The sequence below is a fragment of the Synechococcus sp. PROS-U-1 genome (assembly GCF_014279755.1).
In the GTDB taxonomy this organism is placed as follows: Bacteria; Cyanobacteriota; Cyanobacteriia; order PCC-6307; family Cyanobiaceae; genus Parasynechococcus.
This window is the reverse complement of record NZ_CP047951.1, coordinates 793,782-815,353: the sequence shown is the minus strand read 5'-3', so window position 1 is coordinate 815,353 and position 21,572 is coordinate 793,782. Positions and strand designations below refer to the sequence as shown.

General features: G+C 60.4%; 22 protein-coding genes. 7 read left to right on the top strand and 15 right to left on the bottom strand.

What is annotated here, in order from left to right:
* Nucleotides 1-14 precede the first annotated feature (14 nt).
* On the bottom strand, nt 15-596 hold the full coding sequence (locus SynPROSU1_RS04310; RefSeq protein ID WP_255444883.1) for a nucleoside triphosphate pyrophosphatase: 582 nt from the start codon (nt 594-596) through the stop codon (nt 15-17).
* 112 nt (nt 597-708) lie between these two features.
* On the opposite strand from SynPROSU1_RS04310, the gene SynPROSU1_RS04305 reads away from it, so the two are divergent.
* The 5 genes from SynPROSU1_RS04305 (at nt 709) to SynPROSU1_RS04285 (ending at nt 5,972) form a co-directional block, all read left to right on the top strand.
* Nucleotides 709-1,032: an Npun_F0494 family protein gene (locus SynPROSU1_RS04305; protein WP_255444784.1), complete on the top strand. Its 324-nt coding sequence runs from the start codon at nt 709-711 to the stop codon at nt 1,030-1,032.
* A 23-nt stretch (nt 1,033-1,055) separates the two neighbouring features.
* Nucleotides 1,056-2,534: a cobyric acid synthase gene (locus SynPROSU1_RS04300; protein ID WP_186572232.1), complete on the top strand. Its 1,479-nt coding sequence runs from the start codon at nt 1,056-1,058 to the stop codon at nt 2,532-2,534.
* Nucleotides 2,535-2,701: 167 nt separating this feature from the next.
* Nucleotides 2,702-4,396: a cadherin repeat domain-containing protein gene (locus tag SynPROSU1_RS04295; RefSeq protein ID WP_222929901.1), complete on the top strand. Its 1,695-nt coding sequence runs from the start codon at nt 2,702-2,704 to the stop codon at nt 4,394-4,396.
* Nucleotides 4,397-4,494: 98 nt separating this feature from the next.
* A complete protein-coding gene (locus tag SynPROSU1_RS04290) occupies nt 4,495-4,752 on the top strand; it encodes a 2Fe-2S iron-sulfur cluster-binding protein (RefSeq protein WP_255444882.1) in 258 nt (85 codons plus the stop codon).
* Nucleotides 4,749-5,972 carry a chloride channel protein gene (locus SynPROSU1_RS04285; protein ID WP_186571642.1) on the top strand — a complete coding sequence of 408 codons (1,224 nt, stop codon included), beginning with the start codon at nt 4,749-4,751 and terminating at the stop codon, nt 5,970-5,972. Before SynPROSU1_RS04290 ends, SynPROSU1_RS04285 begins: the two co-directional genes overlap by 4 nt.
* On the opposite strand, the gene cbbX is transcribed toward SynPROSU1_RS04285, so the two are convergent.
* The 13 genes from cbbX to SynPROSU1_RS04220 form a co-directional block, all read right to left on the bottom strand.
* Nucleotides 5,926-6,831 (bottom strand): CbbX protein, encoded by a 906-nt coding sequence (gene cbbX / locus SynPROSU1_RS04280; RefSeq protein ID WP_186571641.1) that lies wholly within the window; start codon nt 6,829-6,831, stop codon nt 5,926-5,928. The two genes, SynPROSU1_RS04285 and cbbX, sit on opposite strands and share 47 nt — an antisense overlap.
* Complete coding sequence (locus tag SynPROSU1_RS04275) at nt 6,815-7,066, bottom strand: 4a-hydroxytetrahydrobiopterin dehydratase (protein WP_186571640.1); 252 nt, start codon at nt 7,064-7,066, stop codon at nt 6,815-6,817. The genes cbbX and SynPROSU1_RS04275 overlap by 17 nt, the downstream gene beginning before the upstream one ends.
* 35 nt (nt 7,067-7,101) lie before the next feature.
* Nucleotides 7,102-8,241, bottom strand: a complete 1,140-nt coding sequence (locus SynPROSU1_RS04270) for a CO2 hydration protein (RefSeq protein WP_186571639.1) — start codon at nt 8,239-8,241, stop codon at nt 7,102-7,104.
* Nucleotides 8,238-9,728, bottom strand: a complete 1,491-nt coding sequence (locus SynPROSU1_RS04265) for an NADH-quinone oxidoreductase subunit M (RefSeq protein ID WP_186571638.1) — start codon at nt 9,726-9,728, stop codon at nt 8,238-8,240. The genes SynPROSU1_RS04270 and SynPROSU1_RS04265 overlap by 4 nt, the downstream gene beginning before the upstream one ends.
* A gap of 10 nt (nt 9,729-9,738) precedes the next feature.
* On the bottom strand, nt 9,739-11,583 hold the full coding sequence (locus SynPROSU1_RS04260) for an NAD(P)H-quinone oxidoreductase subunit F (RefSeq protein WP_186571637.1): 1,845 nt from the start codon (nt 11,581-11,583) through the stop codon (nt 9,739-9,741).
* Between the two features lie 111 nt (nt 11,584-11,694).
* The gene (locus tag SynPROSU1_RS14110) at nt 11,695-12,231 is read right to left on the bottom strand and encodes a BMC domain-containing protein (RefSeq protein WP_186571636.1); all 537 of its coding nucleotides are present in this window, start codon (nt 12,229-12,231) and stop codon (nt 11,695-11,697) included.
* Between the two features lie 53 nt (nt 12,232-12,284).
* Entirely contained in the window at nt 12,285-12,536 is a 252-nt protein-coding gene (locus SynPROSU1_RS04250) for a carboxysome peptide B (protein WP_115095164.1), read from the bottom strand.
* Entirely contained in the window at nt 12,536-12,850 is a 315-nt protein-coding gene (locus SynPROSU1_RS04245) for a carboxysome peptide A (protein ID WP_186571635.1), read from the bottom strand. The genes SynPROSU1_RS04250 and SynPROSU1_RS04245 overlap by 1 nt, the downstream gene beginning before the upstream one ends.
* A gap of 2 nt (nt 12,851-12,852) precedes the next feature.
* Nucleotides 12,853-14,598, bottom strand: coding sequence for a carboxysome shell carbonic anhydrase (locus tag SynPROSU1_RS04240; protein ID WP_186571634.1), 1,746 nt, complete (start codon nt 14,596-14,598; stop codon nt 12,853-12,855).
* 7 nt (nt 14,599-14,605) lie between these two features.
* Nucleotides 14,606-16,975, bottom strand: coding sequence for a CsoS2 family carboxysome shell protein (locus SynPROSU1_RS04235; RefSeq protein ID WP_186571633.1), 2,370 nt, complete (start codon nt 16,973-16,975; stop codon nt 14,606-14,608).
* 101 nt (nt 16,976-17,076) lie between these two features.
* A complete protein-coding gene (locus SynPROSU1_RS04230) occupies nt 17,077-17,418 on the bottom strand; it encodes a ribulose bisphosphate carboxylase small subunit (RefSeq protein WP_115023886.1) in 342 nt (113 codons plus the stop codon).
* A gap of 59 nt (nt 17,419-17,477) precedes the next feature.
* Nucleotides 17,478-18,893 carry a form I ribulose bisphosphate carboxylase large subunit gene (locus SynPROSU1_RS04225; RefSeq protein WP_115023888.1) on the bottom strand — a complete coding sequence of 472 codons (1,416 nt, stop codon included), beginning with the start codon at nt 18,891-18,893 and terminating at the stop codon, nt 17,478-17,480.
* A 71-nt stretch (nt 18,894-18,964) separates the two neighbouring features.
* Entirely contained in the window at nt 18,965-19,276 is a 312-nt protein-coding gene (locus SynPROSU1_RS04220; RefSeq protein WP_006169870.1) for a BMC domain-containing protein, read from the bottom strand.
* 416 nt (nt 19,277-19,692) lie between these two features.
* Here SynPROSU1_RS04220 and SynPROSU1_RS04215 point away from each other — a divergent pair, with 416 nt between their 5' ends.
* On the top strand, nt 19,693-20,214 hold the full coding sequence (locus SynPROSU1_RS04215) for a non-canonical purine NTP pyrophosphatase (RefSeq protein WP_370586277.1): 522 nt from the start codon (nt 19,693-19,695) through the stop codon (nt 20,212-20,214).
* A gap of 25 nt (nt 20,215-20,239) precedes the next feature.
* On the opposite strand, the gene SynPROSU1_RS04210 is transcribed toward SynPROSU1_RS04215, so the two are convergent.
* On the bottom strand, nt 20,240-21,025 hold the full coding sequence (locus SynPROSU1_RS04210; protein WP_115023891.1) for a BMC domain-containing protein: 786 nt from the start codon (nt 21,023-21,025) through the stop codon (nt 20,240-20,242).
* 116 nt (nt 21,026-21,141) lie between these two features.
* Between SynPROSU1_RS04210 and SynPROSU1_RS04205 the strand changes: the two genes are divergently transcribed.
* Nucleotides 21,142-21,519 (top strand): hypothetical protein, encoded by a 378-nt coding sequence (locus SynPROSU1_RS04205; RefSeq protein WP_115023893.1) that lies wholly within the window; start codon nt 21,142-21,144, stop codon nt 21,517-21,519.
* Nucleotides 21,520-21,572 lie beyond the last annotated feature (53 nt).

Genomic DNA, 21,572 nt, shown 5'->3' with positions numbered 1-21,572 from the left:
ATGTCAAGCACCACTCAATCGGAACGTTCCGCAGCAGACAGCGCCTGACGCAACCAGGGAAGGCTCAAGCCGATCACGTTTGAATAACAACCGTCCAGGCCATCGATACACAGACCGCCTCGCCCCTCGAGGGCAAAACCACCGGCACATTGAAGGGGTTCTCCACTCGCCACATAGGCCTCGATCTCGTCCTGACTGAGCGACGCAAACCGCACCACTGTTTCCACACACGCCACCACATCGGCCTGACCTCGACGCATCAGGCAATGACCCGTCAGGAGAGAACCACTCCGACCAGCCATCCGCTGCCAGCGCTCGATCGCTTCTCCTGGACCCGCAGGCTTGCCGAACACCTGCCCCTCAAAACTGAGGACGGAATCACACCCCAGCACGGCCGTGATCTCGGCATCCACAACGGCATCAAGTTCCTGAGCCACAGCAGCGGCCTTGGCCTGAGCCAGCAATTTCACCAGCTCTGCTGGATCTGCGTGGTGAATCTGATCCTCATCCACACCGCTGACGCGCACCCGATGCAGCACTCCCGCTTGCTCCAGCAAGCGGCGACGCGCCGGCGAGGCAGAGGCAAGTAAGAGCACGAGAACACACCGCAGAACAACCCTCCGTAGGCTGCCAGGGACGGGAGGCTTCGCCATCGCTCACCCCACCGACCTGCTGGATCGACGCAGCCGTGACCGGGCCTGCCGGGCCATGGGATGTCTGCCTTTTTCTGAGGCCCTCTATCGAGACCTTCAGCAGCAGGGCATTGATGCCGGCGACCTCTGGAGCGAGCCCGGCCGCTACGGCCGCAAGGAACGCTGGTTCCGCAACAGCGAAGCTCTCGAGGACGACCTCCGTTGGTTGATCAGCGTGGGAGTGCTACGCCGGGAAGTGGATGGGCAGGGGCTGACCAGCCGCTTCAGGCTCACCCCCCTGGGTCGCCAGCTTCTTGATGACGATCCTGCAATCCTGCAGCGTCAGATCCCAATACTGGACCGACTGCGTCACAGCCTGCGTCGGCACTGGCCGTTGTGACGCCAACCACTCCACGCCCCCTCATGGTGCTGGGCACCTCCAGCGGGGCGGGCAAATCCCTCATGACGGCGGCGTTATGCCGGGTGCTTCAACGACGGGGAGAACAGGCGCTGCCCTTCAAGGGCCAAAACATGAGCAACAACGCCTGGGTGGACGCCGATGGCGGCGAGATGGCCTACTCCCAAGCCATGCAGGCCTGGGCGGCCGGCCTTGAGCCCTGCTGCGCGATGAATCCCGTGCTGCTGAAACCCAGGGGAGACAGCACCAGTGAGGTGATCCATGGAGGCCAGAGTGTGGGGACAGCCCGCGCCGAGCACTACTACCGCGACTGGTTCCGCCCGGGTTGGCAGGCGATCCGAACCGGGTTGATGCAGCTTCAGCAGCAATGGCCCCAAGGCCGGCTGGTGTTGGAAGGGGCGGGAAGTCCTGTGGAGGTAAATCTGCAACGCCGCGACCTCACCAACCTGCGCCTGGCCCAGTACCTGCGAGCCAACTGTCTGTTGGTGGCCGACATTGAGCGAGGAGGGGTCTTTGCCCAGATCGTCGGGACGCTCGCCCTCTTGCGACCGGTGGAGCGGCCTCTGATCAAGGGCATCCTGATCAACCGCTTCCGCGGCCGGCGGGAGCTCTTTGATGAGGGGCGAAGCTGGCTGGAAGCCAACACCGGGGTTCCGGTGCTGGGGGTGATGCCCTGGCTCAATGACTTGTTTCCACCAGAAGACTCCCTCGATTTGCTGGAACGCAAACCCAGCCGCGGGGCCACCGATCTGGAGATCGCTGTGTTGCGGCTGCCCTCCATCAGCAATTTTTCCGATCTCGATCCGCTCGAAGCCGAACCCAGCGTGAGGCTGCGCTGGGTGTCACCAGGCGATTCTCTCGGTGAGCCCGATGCCGTCATCCTGCCTGGCAGCAAGCAGACACTGCGGGATCTGGAGGCCTTGAACAACAGCGGACTGGACGACCAACTCAGGGCTTACGCCAGCGCTGGGGGTTCCGTCCTGGGCATTTGCGGCGGCATGCAGATCCTCGGGCAAGACCTCCGAGATCCCGAAAGACTGGAAGGAGAAGGATCACCAACCAGCGCAAGAGGCCTGGGGTTACTACCTATCTGCACCACATTCAGCCCTACAAAAACCACACGACAACAAGAAGTAGTGGCGATCTGGCCTCAGCCCTGCACCTTGAAGGGCTTTGAGCTGCATCACGGCTTCACCGACTTAAAAGCAGGCACACGTGCCAATGCAATCCAAGCCCTGAGCTCATCGGAACGGATCGGTTGGGTGAGCCAACAGCACAGCGGAGCCGTGGTGGGCACTTATCTGCATGGCTTGCTGGACAACGGATGTTGGCGGCGGCTGTGGCTCAACAAGCTCCGCCAAAGGAAAGGACTGAGCGCACTAACCACTCTCGATGTACACCACACCGAACACCGCGAGCGTCTGATCAATCGACTTGCGGACGCCTTTGAGGCTCATATCAACATCAAGCCGCTCCTCAACTGAGCGCAGAACTTTTTCTTCAAAGCGACTCAACTTGGGCCTGTGACCAACATCACAGCTCAACTTGACTCAGCTCATCTCCTTTCACTTCCGGCTCGGTGATTCTTGGTTCATCGGGGGAAACACCCGACATATTCAAAACCCAACACCTCACTTTCAACACATCAATCATGGCTATCTTTAAACTCAAATCCATCCTGAAAGGCTACAAGCGTCTCTTCGGAATGACCGCTGAAGTGTACAACGAAAACGGTGACCTTCTCGATTCCGTTGACATCAACAACGCCGGCAAACGCATCAATTTCCGGTTCGATCGAGATGAGGCTCTTCAAGGTGCTAACAACGCTGATCTCACCATCAAACTAATTGACAGCAACGGTGACGCTCACAACTTCTCTCGCACCGCTGCTCGCCTCTACGACCTCGACTCCGACGAGCAAACCTTCACCACCACAATCTCTGCCAACAAAAAACGCAAGCGCGTTAAATACCGGCCCACCACCGAACAACTCGACACCCGCTCTCCGATCTTCACCTCCGGTCCTGAAGGATCTGTTGATGAAAATGTTGATCCCGGTTCCCTCGTCTACGACGCTGAAACCACAGACACCTCAGCTGTGTCCTACGCACTCAGCGGTGGTGATTCCAACGCCTTCACCATCGACCCAGAGACCGGAAGGGTCACCATCAACCAGTCCCCTGATTTCGAATCCAAATCCTCCTACTCCTTTAACGTCGTCGCCACTGACGAACACGGCAATGCCTCCACTCAAGCCGTCAACGTCAACGTCAACGACATCGAGGAAGGCCAAACCGTTCAGCTCACTCCTCTCCTCGACAACATCTCCGCCAATGACCTCAGCAACCAAAACGACGTAATCACTGCCGAGCTGGGCACACTCGGCAACGGCTTACTCGACTCCGTCGTCGATGGCTCCACCACCGACAGCGACCTCCTCGTCATCAAAACCAACGGCAACTTCGACTTGGACGACACCCTGGATGACAGCGAGATCACTCGCATCCAGAACATCGAAACCATCCAGGTCATCGCTGATCAAGATGACGCCGGAAATACAGATATTGAGCTCGGCAACATCATCAACCTCAAAAAACTGGATGTTGACGGCACCTTCACCAACACCCTCGACTTGGATGAATGGGCTGATACAGGTGCCACCGAGTTCGACTTCTCCGGCATCACATCCACTCAGGGCGTTGAACTCGAGCGTGCTCAGGCTGGCAACCAGAACTTCGCCGGTGACATCGTCTTCAAAGGCAGTGCTGGTGGCGACGTCTTTGAAGGCCTCGTGGGCAACGTCACCATGAACGGCGGCCAAGGCAACGACACGCTCGTCGGTTCAAGAGAAGGCATCTCCAAAATCACCGGCGGCGCTGGTACAGACGAAATCGACCTCTGGGATCACAACGCCCAGCACACCATCAGCCTGGCTCGCCAAACCAGCCAAACCAGCAAGGACACCGTCATCCTCGACACCTTCCAGGGCTTCAACAACGACAACGCTCGAGCCCTCAACACCTTCGATCTCATCGAGATCGATGCCGCCACCTTCACCAACTACAACGCTGGACAACCTGTTCAGCAGCGAGAGGACTTCCTCATCAACGCCAACACCAACCTCAGCAACACCATTATCACCGCCGACTTCGAAGCCGACCTCTCTCAAGGCACCGGCTTCAACTTCGACAACAACGGTGACGGCATCCTCGGCTTTGCTGCCGACACCGGCACGCTCATCTACTCCGCCAGCGGCAACTTCTCCGCTGACGCCCAGGAGCTGTTCGAAATCGGAGGCCTGGAAGGCGCCAACTTCGTTCCCACACGACAGATCAACGTCATCTGAGGATCCTGCGTCAACACAACTAACACCAAGCCCTCGCCCCCTCCCATCCAGAGGGGGCTTTTTCATGGCAGCACTCACAGGCAGCATGGCTGGTGAACATGAAGCACGGCATGCCCCCTCGACAGATCCCCGTGCGCTGGCCCGATGGCCGTACAACGCAGGAAACCATTGGCCAGGACTGGTTGGTGGCCGCCAGTGGAGCAGGCATCAACATTCCCACCGGCTGCCTCGGGGGCAGCTGCGGCGCTTGTGAAATCGAAGTCAACGGCAAGGTGGTACGCGCCTGCATCAGCACCGTGCCCGCTTCGAAATCAGCGAAACTCTCCGTTGACTTCGCCACCGACCCGCACTGGTGACTCCCTTTCGCCTGAGCCTGATAGCCCTGCTCACCGGAGCCTTGAGCGGCGCCGGTGTTGCTCTTGGTATGGGCTGGATCGACAGCTTGAGCCGATTGTTCTGGGGAGATCCCATCCTGGAAGGGTTGGACCGCGGCCTACCCCTGGGCTGGTCGCTGCTCATCTGCGGCAGCTGCGGCTTGATCTTGGCGCTGTTGCATCGACCAGGCCCCACCACATTGCTGCCTGAGCTGCGTGAGACCCTCAACGATCTGAATCATCCGGACCAGGCTCAGAAGCGCGATGAGGGCCGTGGTCTTCTTGGAGCGACCCTGGCCCAGCTCGGTGGAGGTTGCATCGGGCCGGAGGCCCTGATGAGCCGCATGGCCGCACTGATCAGCCAACGGATCTGGCGCGGACGAGATCAGAAACTCAAAGCGGCAACAGTGGCGGGAAGCCTCGGGATGTTCGGCGCTCCACTGCTGGGGGGTGCTGTCGTTGGCGAAGCCCCCCAACCGAACAGAAGACTGGAACTACTCGACCGCTGGCTGCCAGGGACCCTCGGAGGTCTGGCCGGGTTTGCGGCCTTCCATGGCATCGGCGCCGCCAGTGGCGGATCACTGCAACGGCTCCCCTACATCTGGCCGAGCACCCTGGGGGAAGACCTCGGCACCCTGAGCGCAGGAGTGATTGGAGGCTTGATCGGCTGCGGACTGGGCTGGCTGCTTCTGCGCTGGCGCGGCTGGCTTGAGCAGCGCCAACTCCTGGCCCAATGGCCCTGGTGGCCGGTGCTGACCGGCCTGCTGCTGGGGGCCTGCATGCACTGGCTGCCACTGGTTCCCTTCGACGGTGAAGATCAGATGCGGCCTCTGCTCGAAGGCCAGAACTCAAGTGGAGCCTGGCTTCTGCTCGTCTCCGCACTGGTCAAGCTGCTGATGCTGGCCCTTTGCCTGGAAACCGGCTGGCGCGGTGGAGTGTTTTTCCCACTGTTCCTGATCGCCTGCGCGATGGGAACCGGGCTGCATCTGCTCCTTCCTGATCTGGGCAGCCTTGGCAGCTGGTGCGGAGCACTCACCGGTGCGTTGTACCGCTGCGTGCTTCCTGGGCCCTTCGCCGTTCTGGTGCTGGGGCTTGCCCTACTGCAGGGCCACGGCGCAGCAGGCCTGCTCATTGGCCTCTGCATGGCTCACCTGATCAGGTCGCATGGTTCCCTGGATGGTGGCCCTCCACCTCGCCATTGAACACGCGGCTGGCCCGGATATCAGAAGCCTCAATTGTGGTGAGATCCAGCTTGGTCAGAGCTTCCCCCATCCGCGAGAACAAACGGTTGGCCTGGCGCAATCGAGCCCGGTCCAAGGCATTTCGAATCGAGCGCGCATTGGCAAAGAAGGGCAACTGACGCCGACGAGACACGTACTCAGAGAAAGCTGTTTCCGCCTCGGCACTGAACTTGTAATGCTGTTCATCCAGGAGCAGCCCTGCGATTGCCATCAGCTCGTCGTCGCTGTAATCCGGGAAATCCAGATGATGGGCCACCCGTGATGAGAGCCCTGGATTGGAGCTGTAGAACGTCTCCATCCGATCTCTGTAGCCCGCAAAGATCACCACAACATCGCTGCGCCGGCTCTCCATCTCCTGCAAGAGAACTTCAATCGCCTCGGCGCCGTAATCGCGTTCGTTATCGGGTTTGTAGAGGTAATAGGCCTCATCGATAAACAGCACTCCCCCCTGGGCCCGCTTGAGCATCTCCTTGGTTTTGGGAGCGGTATGGCCCACGTACTGACCGACCAGATCGTCACGGGTGGCCGTCACCACATGGCCTTTACGCAGGTAACCCAGGCGGTGCAGGATTTGCGACATCCGCTGCGCCACGGTGGTCTTGCCGGTACCGGGATGACCGGTGAACGACATGTGCAAACTGGGCGCAGTGCTGGGCAAATCCAGTTGCTGCCGCGCCTGATCCACCAGCAACAGGGCAGCAATCTCACGGATCCGCGTCTTCACCGGCGCCAGGCCGATCAGCTCCCGGTCAAGTTGGTCCAGCACCTCAGCCACGCCGGAATCGGCATAGGCCGAGGCCAGATCAACGGAGGAGGGCATCGATCTCTGCGGCAAAGGCGCGATCGGCCTCGCTCACCTGGGCATCAGGCCCATCGTCCTCCGGACGCAGGGTGATGTTCACGTAGGTGCGCCCGAAGCTGATATCGGGGAAGCGTTGGGTCGCTTCACTGTGCTCTCCAAGCTTGTCAAGGAAATCGCGGGTGGCGTCGTAGCTGTCGAACTCAAAGCGACATTCGAGACACACGGGTCGTTTCCGCTCCTGCCACTGATTCATCAAAGCCCACCAATCAGCCTGAACCTGCTGAAAACCTAGAGGAGCGCCACCCGCTGGCAGCCCATCAAGCGCCCAGACCAGGCCTCGGCATAGGCCCGATTGGCCGCCTGCTCCTCGAGATCCTCGGAATCCAGCGGATGGGGCATTGTTCCAGCGATGGCGGCATTGGTGACGCAGAACATCGACTTCTGGAAGCTGATGCAGATCTGAATGTGCACATCGGTCTGTCCCCGACCATGGTCGTCGTACCAGAGGCTCAGTTCCTCAGGCAGGTGGCGGTACATGTCCTGCATGCACAGGCTTGGAGGAATCCCAGCACCCATGCTGGGAATCGGATCGGCATAAAGGGCGCCATATTTGAAATCACTGATGTCCGGTGAGATTTGCCGAGCCTGAGCGTTGTACGACACCGTTCCCAGGAAGGGCATGCCTCGGAAGAAAACAGCTTCCACATAAGGAACAGCCACATCCACCAAGAAAGTGAGACCGGCTTCCGGCGGCAACACCCAGATCTCTTCACCGCCGATCGACACCTTGTATTCGATCGGGCTTCCCGCTGCCGCCACCAAGCCGTCACGGATGTGATGCACCACATCGTTGACGCAGATGACTTCCTTGATCGCATAGCGACGGGCCAAGTCGACAAAGATGTCACTCATCACCCGCCAGAACAGGCCGAGGCAGTAAATGGTGGTGAGGGAGCGGATCGCCTCGGGTGCGAAATCCGGATAGAGGCGGTTGTTCAAGGCCAGCAGAGGATCGCGAGCTGACTTGCGCTTGATCACCCGCTGGCAAGCCTCAGCAAATGCAGGCGTATCCAGGTAGGCATCCAGTCCGCCGGTGCCGTGCCAGAACATCGCCTTCTGGCAGTACTCGGCGTACTCGAAGTTGATCCGATCACCCATCAAATGGGTCCAGAGGCGTTTGACGCTGAACCCCTCGTGGAAAAAGCGAAACACCGGGAAGGGATTGAGCATCTGCTTCTCTCCCTGGTCCACCAGGTTCTTGCTGTAGGCATCGAGAACCAGGCCGTAACTCTCCAGAACATTGACCACCTGGAGCAGATGATCAGGAGTGTCCTTGAGCAGCGGTGTATCGCTGAGGAGACGGCGGATGAGCTCCTCCTGATCCGGAAGCACTGGAGGTTGTATGGGGGACACGGATGTCGGGGTCATGACAGATCTCCGGTGATCAGGCTGAGGCCCGTGGTGGCCGCCTCGCTGAGGTTCGACAGCAGCTCAGGAGCAAGGCCCAGCACCAGAACACCGAGGCTGAGGGCGATGGCCGGAACCTGCTCCCGCAACGCCACGGGATCGAGGATACGGGGATTCACCACCTCGCCGGGGGCAATCGCCAGGCGACCGAAGAAGGCACGGTTCACCAGCAACAGGAAATACACCGCCGTTAGGCCGGATCCCACCATCGAAAGGAGTGTGGCCAGCGGGAAGGGTTGAAGGCTGCCGCGGAAAATCAAGAATTCGGAGATGAATCCAGCCATTCCCGGAATTCCGGCACTGGCCATCACACCGATGATCATCAGGGAGCCGGTCAGGGGCAGCCCACGCTGAGGATTGAGCAGGCCACGGAGAACGTTGAGATCACGGGTTCCGGTTTGGGCATACACAACGCCCACCACGAGAAACAACACCCCTGAGATCAGGCCATGGCTGACCATTTGAAAGAGAGCTCCCTGCAAACCGAGAGGCGTGGCGGCTGCAGCTGCAAGGAGCACATAGCCCATATGGCCCACGGAGCTGTAGGCCACCATTCGCTTCATGTCGGTCTGAGCAATCGCCGCCAGGGATCCATAGAGCACGGAGATGGCTGCCCACCCCGCCAACCAGGGAGCAGCCACATGCCAAGCATCTGGGAACAAGCCGAGGCAGAAGCGAAGCAATCCATAGGTCCCAAGCTTCAGGAGAACGCCAGCCAAAAGCACCGACACCGGCGTGGAGGCCTCGGTATGCGCATCCGGCAGCCAGGTGTGGAAGGGGAAGAGAGGGATCTTGATGCCAAAACCGATCAGGAGTGCTCCCATCAGCACAAGCTGGGCCGTCATGCCCAGTTCACCGGCAAGGATCGGCCGCAGACTGAAATCCATGGTCCCGGTGACCAGGGCAATGCCGAGGAAAGCACCCAAGATCAGAACGCCTGAAACGGCCGTCACGATCAAAAACTTGGTGGCGGCATAGGCACGGTTGGCACCACCCCAGACGGCGATCAGCATCCAGAGCGGAATGAGTTCCAGTTCGTAGAACAGGAAGAAGAGCAGCAGGTTCTGGGCCAGGAACGCCCCGTTCACCGCGCCTGAAATCACCAGCAGCAGGGCGAAGTAAACCCGTGGGCGATTTTCAATCGTGCGAGACGCGATGGCGGCCACCAGGCAGAGCACGCCGTTCATCAACACCAGCGGCAGCGACAGGCCATCCAGCGCCAGGGCGTAATCGAGACCGATGGCATGCACCCAGCGGGCCTGTTCCACCAGCTGCAGGCCCGGATCGCCAGCATCAAAGGGCACCAACAGCGCAAAGCTCGCCAGGCACTGGACCACCAGCAGCACGATGGAAACGTCGCGCAAACGGGCACTGGAGGGAGATCCCGGCCAGAGGATCAGCGCTAGGGCCCCGAGGAAGGGGATAAGGAGGAGAAGGGAAAGCAGCATCTCGAGGCGATCAGGTGAAGAACCAGCTCACCGCGGTGAGAAAGAGAACGATGGCCAAGAGAACCGTGAGCACATAGGACTGGCTTTGGCCGCTGACGCTGAGCTTGAGGCTGTCGGCACTGGCCAGGGAAAAGCGAGCGACTCCATTGAGAAGACCATCGACCACATTGCGGTCAAACCAGTAAGCCAGGCGGGAGAAGCCGGCCACCACATTGACGATGGTGAGGCGGTAAAAGCGCTCGGTGTAGAAGTCGTAAGCCAAAAGGTCCTGCCACCAACGCAGCAGGGGATTGAGCGAACGGGACCATGCCTTGCTCAAGGGGAGCACCGCGCCGGCAAGGAGCCCGAGCAGGCCGCTGCCCACCACAAGAGCTGCTGCCCAGAGGGGAAACGCCAGCAAACCGTCGAGAGATTCAAGCCGCACCAGCAACAGCGGGGTGATCAGCACGATCACGGTGAGCGCCACCATCGGAAACGCCATCTGCCAGTTGACCTCGGCAGCACGGCGGGACTTGATCAGGGAATCGCCCATGAACACGTGACGGAACACCCGCACCAGACCAACCGCAGTGAGGGTGTTGGTGAGCAGGAACACAGCCATGAAGGGAACGGAGCGCACACTCAGCAACTCAATCGACTGGGCCAATGCGAGGAAACCACCCAGAGGGAGGAACCCAACCAAACCGGCACCTCCCACCAGGAAGGCTGTGGTGGTGGCAGGCATGCGGCTGCCCAAACCACCCAGCTCCGTGATGTCCTGGCAGTTGGTGGAGGCGATCACCCCACCGATGCTCATCGACAGGAGAGCTTTCGACACGGCATGGGTGAACAGGAGAAGCAAAGCCAGGACTGGGATCTGCAGCGCGATGGCGATGAAGACCAGGCCCATGTGGGCCGTGGTGGAGTACGACAGCGTGCGTTTGATGTCGACCTGGGCTAGGGCCACCAGGGAGCCGCCGATCGCACTGATGCTGCCGATCACGAGCATCACGCCAATGGCGATGGGCGAAAGCTGAAGGATGGGCATCACCTTCAGGAGCACAATCGCGCCGCAGGTCACCACCACCGAGTTGCGCAGAATCGAGGCGGGGTTCGGGCCCTCCATGGCTTCGTCCAGCCAGAGGTGCATGGGGAACTGGGCACACTTGCCTGTTGGGCCTGCGACCAGCCCGAGGCCCAGTAGCGTCGCCGCCAGAGGAGAAAGGGTGTCCTGGGCGGCCCAGGCATAGAGGTCGTTGAACCCCATCACGCCGGAGTAACTGCAGAGCGCCACAACACCCATCAGCAACAGCACATCACCAACGCGCTTGGTGAGGAAGGCATCCCGTGCGGCGGTCACCACCAGGGGTTGGGCATACCAGAATCCGACTAACAAATAAGTGGAGAGCGTCAGCATCTCCAGCAGGAAATAGCTCTGGAACAGGGAGTCGCTGAGCACGACGCCGCTCATCGCCCCCTCAAAGAAACCCAGCAGGGCAAAGAAACGGGCCAGTGCCCATTCCTTGTCCATGTAACCCAGGGAATACACCTGAGAGAGAAGGCTGAGACCTGTGATCAGCTCCAGAGCCACCAGATTGGTGAGCGACAGGCTGAAGCTGATGTCCAGCTCAAGATCAGCCACCGTGAGCCAGGGGAAAGCCAGATCCACCGGCCCCGATTGGTAGACCTCCTGAAGGATCAGGCTTCCGTGAGCGAAGGCCAGCAGGGTCAGGAGAATATTGAGATACGCCGCTGGTCGATGAGCATCACGGCGAAACCAGCCACAGGCCCAGGGCAGGGAGACCAGCATCCCGATGAACCCATAGAGCGGGATCAACCAGGCGGACTGAATTGGAAGCGAAAGCTCCGGGGTCAAAACGGCGAGCGGGATGATGATCGAGCTGGTCGCTGGTTGGCCGGCGAATCTAAATGCCGGTTACAAGCAAAAGCGCTCTTTGTGAACGGCGATGAGGTGGCTTTTTGTCCTTCAGCTGCGGCGGGCTGCACCACTGCCGGCCAACACCGGTTCCACCTCGTTATGGGGGCGGGCAATGATGTGAGCGGCAACGAGGCCGTCGCCGACCCGCTCGCAAGCATCAGCACCGGCACGCACAGCGGCATTCACGGCACCGGTTTCACCACGCACCATCACGGTGACGTAACCACCACCGACGTATTCACGGCAGATCAAGGTGACTTCCGCAGCCTTGGTCATTGCGTCGGCTGCCTCAATGGCAGGCACCATCCCACGGGTTTCGATCAGGCCCAGGGCCACACCGGGGACCTTGGGAGAAGGCGTGGCAGAGGGTTTAGCCACCGCCGATCCGCCACCTGAACCTGTGGTGGATCCACTGCTGCGGCGCGTGGTCGTGGTGGCGCGAGAAGGCGTTGTTGCAGGAGCAGCCTTGGCAGTGGTTGAAGCTGCAGCAGCGGTGCTAGCCACAGGCTTCACATCCACGGTCTTGTTCGCCGCAGCAGACGTGCGGGTGGTGCGACGACGGGGGGTGGGGGAAGGAGTAGCCATGGCTGTGAAGGTGTGGAAACGGAACGGAAACGGCGGAGGGAGATGGGTGGTCCCTATCCGTCCGGATTCCAGAAATCGATGATTCCACCGATGGTCAGATCGGTGAGAACGGTGTTGTCAGGGCAGGCATGCCGAGCCGCCGAACCGCTGGCGGTGAACACCCAGTTGCCCTCGCGGGCACCAACAGGATCAACGGCCACAAGCTTCTTGCCCTTGTTGTTGCGCAGGATGCGCAGATGCATGTGATCCAGCCCTGCAACTCTGTAAGAGCAGATCAACGTGCCCATCACCTGCATGATCTCCATCAGCTGGCTTTGCCTCCTGCGGGTGTGCCGCTGGGGCTGGGCGATGGAGATGGAGCCGAGGTCTTCGGCGGATCGGGTTCCCAGTGATCAATGATTCCGACAATGGTGAGGTCGCTGGGATACGACTTGCTTCCGGCAGCTTCGCGGGCAGCAGAGCTGCTGACGCAGATCACCCAGTCGCCGGGTTTCGCACCGACTGCATCGACGGCCACCTTCTTGGTGCTTCCATCGAGAACCACCTGCAGATGTTTGTGCTCGAAATCGGGGATCCGGTTGGTGGAAACGAGCGGCTTGATGACCTTGACGATGAGCATGATCAGTGAGCCTCCGGAAGTTGCGGGTCGAGCGTGGAACCGACGACCTCGGCCGGTGCCGTCTGGTTGCGGTCGCGAATGGTGAGACAAGTGTGGAGCAGACCATCGTCAACGAGAGCTGCATAGCGATCAGCGATGGCCTGATTCACCCGTTGGCAATCGGCAATGGCCCGTTCGCGGGCTCCGGGGACGCGACCTGAATAGTCGAAACGCACCACGATCGGAATCGGCAGATCCCGGGCCACATTGAGGCCCTTAAAAATTTTGACCCCCACATCAAGATCAGGAGCTCCCTCCTCAACGGTGTCGAGATGGGCGAAGTAAGTGAGGTTGCGCAGATGCACCTCCTTGAAACCGATACCAACGCCGATAAACCGCTCCGCGTGGCCAGCATCCGGATAGGGACCACCGTGCAGATCCTGCACGTAGTCGATCTGGGAGATGTTGTTGGCAATCAACCGCGTCAGAAAAGACACCATGCCTGCATCCATGGGGGCAGGTGCTGAGCTTTCGACGGCTTCAGCAATTTGAGCCATGGCCTGATCAGCAGTCATGGATGCCGTGGCTGCATGCAGTTCCCTGGCGCAAAGCCAACGGTCGAGCACCATTTCGCTATCACGGCTCGGGGGATGAACACGGATCGCATCGGTGTCGGTGTCGAGGCCGATCAGAAGAAGATCAACGGAAGCACCGCAGCAGAAGCTGTTTTCCACCGACTCACGGAAGTCCAGCAGTCGCTGATGACCAGCCGAGGCCGCCAATTCATCGTTGCTGCCATGGGCGGCACAGCCCTGGTGGGAGGGATCAAGGGAACTGAAGTGGTAGGTCACCACCTTCAGGTAGCGGGTTGGTTCGGTGGAGGGATTCGGAGCGCCTTCGCGATAGCGGCGATGCTCGGTTTTGACCCAACGGTTCACCGTGTTCTCCACATCAAACATGGCGCCGGCGTGGGAACGGCGACGCACAGCGCTGAAGGGAATGCGCAGGGCGTAGGCCACGGTGTGGGCAAGGCGCCCGTCAGCACAAGGAGTCAGATCGAGAAGATGAATGCCGCAGTCGAGCAGGAACTGTTCAAACTCCCTGGAAGCAGGACTGCCAGTGGCTCCGCCCAGGGGGTCGTCCTGAAAGAAGCGGTCACTGAACAAGCGATGGCTTTCAAACACACACCACGCGAACAGAGCGCGCATGTCGAGAGGACGCACCCAGGCCCGCTGCAGGATGTGATCCGGCAGGTCAAAGCCGAGTTCGGAACGGCAGAGCCGTTGGGCCTGGGGAATGAAATCGGTTTCATGCTGCAGCGCTGAAACCTGCTGAAGAAGCGGAACGATCCGATCGAAACGTCCTTTGATCTCCTGCTCGTAAGCCTGAAGACGGCCGTTGGCCGTTGCATCCGTGAGCGGATGGCGCCGATGTGTGATCGGCAGTGAACTACGACTCAGATTGAAAGGAACAGCCCGGGTGGCTGCTTTCTCCCTGCGCACCCAACCAGGCTGGGAGGGAGCAGGACGCTGAGCGTCGTTGCTGGAGCGAATCCTGCCAGCAGCAACGGATCCACGATCCAATTGAGCTGCTTTGCCTGAAGTTGTTAAGGCACGGCGCCGTTGCAGAGCAGCCTGACGGGTCGACGACTCCATATCCGGAGCGGTCTCTGCCGGATCAGCGATGTTGGCCAGCTGCTGAAGCTGGCGACGTGTCGGTGCCGAGGGGGCCTGAGGTCGCCCGCCACGGAAAGGCTTGGAGCGAACCATCAATGAATCAGCCCCGTGCGCCGCCGGAGACGGTGATCAAGGACCCCTTCTCGGTGTTACCGCTGGAACCGGTGACCCGGCTGACAGGCCATTCGGTCTCTTCGTTGCGCTTGCGCTCAAACGAGGACATGGCACTCATCGGACCCGGACGGCTGGGATTGCGTCGGCGCGCCGATGCACCCTCCGTGCCGGTTACGTGCTCACCACGATCCCAGTCATCACCAGTGATCTTGGTGGAAGAACCCTCTCCGGTCACCCGCGATGCAGGCTTGTCAGTGGGCTCACTAACTACAGCAACGGTGGGCTGGAACTGACGTTGTTGCTGGCGGTTTTGGAACTCGCGGTTATCGAAGCGAAACTGCTCGGTACCGGTCACCTTGCCGCCAGCCATGTCAAAAGGGCCGGTGATGCGATTGCCCTCCTCGTAGGACGTGCCGGTCACACCGGAGCGTGCGTCACGCTGCTGCTGAGCAGCGCGGGCGGGAGACACGACACTGAAACGGGTCCAGGCAGCACCCTCAGGGGATTGACCGTGGGTGTCGGTGCCGGCAGGGGCATCAGCACCACAGGCAGCGGCCAACTGATCAGCGCCGACATAAGGAGTACCGGTCACCGCTTCACAAGCGCCGCGTTTATCCCCAGTCATGACACCGCCGACACCGGGTTGAATCCCAGTCATCGCAGCGGAAGGGGTTCCAGGACGCACAGGGGTGCGCTCACGAATGGCTTGGACTGCGGGAGTGCCGCAGTTTTGGCCGGCCTGCTCGAGGCCTGCATAGGGAGTTCCTGTTACGGCCTGGCAGCTACCGGGCTCGTCACCTGTGACGTGCTCCGAACGGCCGGTGCGGGTTCCGCTCACCACCTGGTTGCGGTTGGTGACGCTGAAACCAACTTTGGCAGCTTCAGGCTCAGGTTTGCCGCCGCAAAAGGCATTCACCTGCTCAGCACTGATGTATTGATCTCCGGTCACACGGTGGCAGGAGCCGAATTCATTACCGGTGACCTGGGAGGAGCGACCCACCAAAGTTCCAGTAACTCCCGTGCCCGACAGGGTGCCGGACAAACCAACCTTGGCTGCCGGACGGCCTTCAGGAAGGGGGTCAGAACCGAGGTATTGATCGCCAGTGAGGCTGCGATTCGCGCCGGCCTCATCACCAGTGACGCTGGCGGAGCGGCCGACCATCACGCCACTGACGGGACGACCTTGTTCCGTGAAGCTGTGACCCACCTTGCGGGGGGAACTCATAGCTCCACCGCAGTAGGCAGCGGACTGGTTGGCCGAGATGTACTCGGTGCCAGTCACGCTCTTGCAGGTGCCAGGCTCATCACCGGTGACCTTCTCAGAGCGGCCCACTTCATTTCCGGTGACGCGGTTGCCGTGGCTGGTGGCCGTCACACGCACTTTGGCTGGAGTCGTGGCACCCGGAGCGGTCTGACAGAAGGTCTGGAAGACTTCAGCCCCCAAATACTCCGTACCTGTGATCGATCGGCAGGTGCTGGCTTCGTTGCCGGTGGTTTTGACCGAACGGTTGGCCTGGGTGCCGGTCACTGTTTGACCAGCAGTGGTGGTGCTTTCACCAACTTTCCAATGGGCATCAGCGGCAGCAGCCTGCTTGGCGCCATGGCGGTTGGGACCGGTGGGGCGGGTGACACCGGCACTCTGCTTGTTGCGTGCACCGGCCTTGGTGCGCAACTCGCGCACCTGCTGGGCCAGCTCACGGCTGGTGAGATCAGGGTTGGCCTGACGGGCAACAGCAGCGGCGCTGGTGGACTGCTTGCCGGCGGTTTTGCCGTGCTTGGCCATGGCGTCGCGACGGGCCAAAACAAGGGCGCGACTGGGATTCTCGATGGCGCGACGCTTGGGCGCTGAGGCGCGGCGCTCTGTGCGGGCGGAAAGCTTGGGGGCCGATGCACTCAATGAGGTCAGTGCAGTCTTCTCGGCAGCGCGCTTGCCTCCGCAGCCACAGCTCTTCGTGGTTTCAGAGGGTGCAGGAGCTGGAGCAGGTTTGGTTTGACGGGCCAAATCAGCGCGGTTGCGATCGCGGCTGGTGTCTGCGGTTTTGCCGCGACGGGACAGGGCCTCACGGCGTGCAAGCACCAGATCACGACTGGCATCGCGATGAGGCTTGACCTGTGAACTGCGCCTGGAAGGAGCAGCGGTGAACGCAGGTGTTCGCTGCGGAGCTACAGCAGCGGAAACAACAGGTGCAGAAGCAGGTTCAGCAACTTCAGCCACGTTCGTGCGGGTGGGACGGGCGTCATCAACGGTGCGAACACGGTTGGCGCCTGTACCAGCTGCAGCTGAGGACTTCTTACCGGAAGTGGTCAGCGCCTTACGGCGTTCTAATGCGAGTTCGCGACTGGAGAGTCTTGCCATGTCCGCCCGAGGGAGTCGTCGTGAGGTGGAAGGGCACTTGCCCCTCCGAAAAAAGCTGGAGCCCTGATCAGGTCAGGGCTCAGAACCATGGGTCCGAAGGATCAGCGTCCTTCGAAGACCACGAAGCAGGCACCCTGGCTCTGGGTGTAGGCGTCGTAACCGACGATGCGCACGTGGTGATCGGGGTATGCGCGATGGCAAGCCTCGAGCTCACTGACGACAACGTTCAGATCCTTCTCACCGAAGAAGGGGAGCTTCCAATAAGACCAATAGATGGCCATGGAGTTACTGGGATGGACGTGCTCAACGAGCGGGCTCCAACCCTGGGCAATGATGTACGCGATCTGGTCGTAGATCTCGTCCTGGGTCATCGGCGGGAGGAAGCCGAAGGTCTCCAGGGTGGCGACTGTTTGATAGTCACCCACGGTGCTCTGGAAAGGCATGGGGATCCTGGGTTTAAGAAAAAGGGGTGGCCGGTTGCATCAACCGGCCGAAGAAACGATCAGTTCTGAACGTCGAGCTTGTCGACGGTGTCGAACTCGAACTTGATCTCCTTCCAGGTCTCGAGAGCGATGGCCAGCTCAGGGCTGTGCTTACCGGCTTCCATGAGGATGTCCCGGCTTTCCTTCTCGATCTCGCGACCGGCATTGCGTGCCTTGACGCAGGCCTCGAGGGCCACGCGGTTGGCAGCAGCACCTGCAGCGGAGCCCCAGGGATGACCATGGGTACCACCACCGAACTGCAGCACGGAGTCGTCACCGAAAATGGCGACCAGTGCGGGCATGTGCCACACGTGGATACCGCCGGAAGCAACGGCGAACACACCAGGCATGGAACCCCAGTCCTGATCGAAGAAGTTGCCGCGGCTGCGGTCTTCGGGCACGAAGGATTCGCGCAGCTGGTCGATGTAGCCGAGGGTGGTCTGACGATCACCTTCCAGCTTGCCGACCACGGTGCCGGTGTGGAGCTGGTCACCACCAGACAGACGCAGACACTTGGCGAGAACGCGGAAGTGGATGCCGTGCTTGGGATGACGGTCGATCACCGCGTGCATGGCGCGGTGGATGTGCAAGAGCATGCCGTTCTTGCGGCACCACTTCGACAGACCGGTGTTGGCTGTGAAGCCACCGGTGATGAAGTCGTGCATGACGATTGGCATTCCGAGTTCTTTGGCGAACTCAGCGCGCTCATACATCTCCTCGGGAGTGTTGGCGGTCACGTTGAGGTAGTGACCCTTGCGCTCACCGGTCTCCTGCTCGGACAGCTTGATGGCTTCCGCAACGAATTCGAAGCGGTTCTGCCAACGCTGGAAGGGCTGGGAGTTGATGTTCTCGTCGTCCTTGGTGAAGTCCAGACCGCCGCGCAGGCACTCATAGACAACACGGCCGTAGTTCTTACCGCTCAGGCCGAGCTTCGGCTTGATGGTGCAACCCAGCAGGGGACGGCCGTACTTGTTCATCCGGTCGCGCTCGACCTGGATGCCGTTCGGCGGGCCGTAGCAGCTCTTGATGAACGCCATCGGGAAGCGGATGTCTTCCAGACGGAGGTGGCGGAGAGCCTTGAAACCGAAGACGTTGCCGACCAGGGAGGTCAGAACGTTGGTGATGGAACCCTCTTCGAACAGATCGAGGGGGTAGGCGATGAAGGCATAGAAAGACTCCTTGTCACCAGGGACGTCTTCGATGCGGTAGCAACGGCCCTTGTAGAAGTCGAGATCGGTAAGGAGCTCGGACCACACAGTGGACCAGGTGCCGGTGGAGGATTCAGCGGCCACAGCAGCGGCAACTTCTTCCTTGGGCACACCTTCTTGGCCGGTGCACTTGAAGCAGGCCAGCAGGTCGGTGTCGAGGGGGACGTAATCAGGAGTCCAGTAGGTATCCCTGTACTCCTTGACCCCAGCGTCGTACTTCTTGCTCATGGGAAAACTCCGTTAGGTCGGTGAAGAGGGTGAGACGTTCGCGTGCCTCGTCAGAGGCTCAGCGGAAGATCTCAGTCCTTCTGACCAAGGAAGTTGCCGTTGCCCAGTGCAGGCTCCACTTCGCGGTGGGGGCGGGCAATGATGTGAGCAGCAACCAGGCCGTCACCGACGCGCTCGCAAGCATCAGCGCCAGCACGCACTGCAGCATTCACAGCACCGGTTTCGCCGCGCACCAGAACGGTGACGTAACCGCCACCGACGAACTCGCGACCAATCAGGCGCACTTCGGCAGCCTTGGTCATGGCATCAGCTGCCTCGATGGCGGGGACCAGACCGCGGGTCTCGATCATGCCGAGGGCGATGCCCATGGTTTCGTTAGCCATTGCCTACCGGGAAAAGAGGTGGAATGTTCGCTGGGGACATTGCTCCGCCAGAACCCTTCCCGTCAAGCGATTTGGAAGACTTTCTTGATCACTGTCCATAGTGAACTAAATAAGCTGGGCTTATCACGCAGTGCCTCACTGTTCCGGTCTGCTGTGGTGGTTCCTGTGATCACATCCGCACAAGTCGTTGTCGAGTGCGGTGAAACTCCATAGCTTCATCCTGCGACACGTTCCCGAAGCCTTGCTGAGGGGTGGAATGTTCAACCCAAATGCGTGTTGCTGGGTCGAATCCAGAGATTTTTAATTCCTACCCCCCAATCAGCCCGCACAATGGAGGCCCTCATTTGTCGGCCCCCTTGTTGCTTCAGCTCACCATTGCCACGGGTAACCCCACCAAGGTTGCTGAAATTGAGGCCATGCTGGGTCCGCTTCCCATTCACGTTCAGCGTCAACCCGACGACCTGGACGTTGAGGAAACGGGAAACACCTACCGGGAAAACGCCGAGCTGAAGGCCACTGCAGCAGCACTACGAACCCAAGGTTGGGCCCTCGCAGACGATTCAGGCCTTGAAGTTGATTCACTCCAGTGCGCGCCCGGCCTGTTCTCCGCCCGATATGCCGAAGGCAACGACGCCAAAGTGCAGAGAATCCTTGCGGAGCTGGGCCCGTCCCTTTATCGCAGCGCCTGCTTCCGAAGCACGATGGTGCTGAGCGACCCCACAGGGACGTGCCGAGCGTCGGCAGAGGGCATTTGCTGGGGTGAGCTCCTCAGCGCACCGGCCTACCCAGGTGGCGGATTTGAATCCTTGCTCTGGGTGCGTGAAGCCCGTTGCACCTATGGCGAACTGAACCCGGCACAACTCAGCCGACTGGGCAGCCGTGGCAAAGCAGCACGAGCTCTGGCACCTCAATTACGCCAACTTCTTGGCCTGAACTGAGTTCAACGATCAGCGAGCAGAGCGGTCAGCGCAATCGTGCGTTTCGGTTGACATGGTCGATGGCGCGCATCGCAGCTGCCGCCGCTTCCTCAACATCACCTTCACGCCCCGCCAGGGTGAGGCGTCCAAAGGCACCCACAGCTTTCACGTCCACCAAAGTGATATTCGAGGATTTTTCAGCCTCATTGGCAGCAATCAGCACATACCCCGCCGGCTCAGTCTCCAGGATGAACATGCTCATCCCGGCCTCAATCATGGAACCGCGTCGGTTGAGGCGGTTGATCAACACGGCGTGGTCCGGCGTGATTGCTCGAATGACTTCGGTCCAGCTCACCTCTGCTGGAGAACGCTGCTCAATCGTGCTGCCAATCGCTTCCAGCACCACATCTCCGGAATGGAGAACAGTGCTCTGGTCGCGGTGATAGAGGGCCATCGAACCAAAAGCCCGCTCCACCACCATCTGGCCAAGGCGAACATTGCTGGCTTTCAGAGCAATGTCTGTGACGCGGTGAACCGCCATGCCCGGAGAAACCTCCATCCAGAGGCAAGCGTCTCCAGGAATGGGCAGGAATCCTTGACTCACCGACCCCATGTAGGCCGCAAGTTGAGGTTGCAGCGAGTCGATGAACACGTGGGTGCGCAGTTCGATCGACTGCACTTGGCTGTTTTGGCGAAGCAGCCGGGGAGACTCAGAATCCGTCGTGACAACACAACTTGCCCCTCCCTGCTGGGAGGTCACCTCAGTCCCGGTGACGAGAGCACTACCGCCGCGTCGCCGCTCCCGAGCATCGAAGCTGGCAAAACGGGTCATGGCGGGGAGTGTACCGGACGAATCTCGTGCAGACGGGCCATCAAAGAGTTAAAGCCAGCGGTCTTGCACCTTGAAAGACAGCCGATACCGTCCAGAAAACCTCTCGAGATCCTGCAATGACTGAGCAGTCTTCTTTAAAACCAGTTGATCTCAACGCTGATCAAGCCCTTGGGATGGTGAGCTTTGGCCTGATGCAACGCCTCGCGCAGGATGGGCAGGTGGATCTGCCCTGGCTGGAGGCATCAGGCAATCAAGACAGAGATCGTCTGCGTCAGCTGCGTCAACGCCTTGAACTGACGGCCCTGGCGATTGAGACCGGTGCTCCCCTGACCACGGCGGAAGTGAGCATGCTTCTTGGAGCCCGACCGGGAACGGAACGGGCGGAACGCGGCGGCCTCGTTGCCCGTCGGGTCAGCCGCAACGTTTGGCGTTTGAGCAAAACAGAGGAGAGCGACCGTTCAGAGCGTTACGACGGATTCCGCCGCCGCCTTTGATCGCGAAGCATGGTCTGTCATGGCCTGATCCCAAAGAGTTTGCGCTGGCTTTG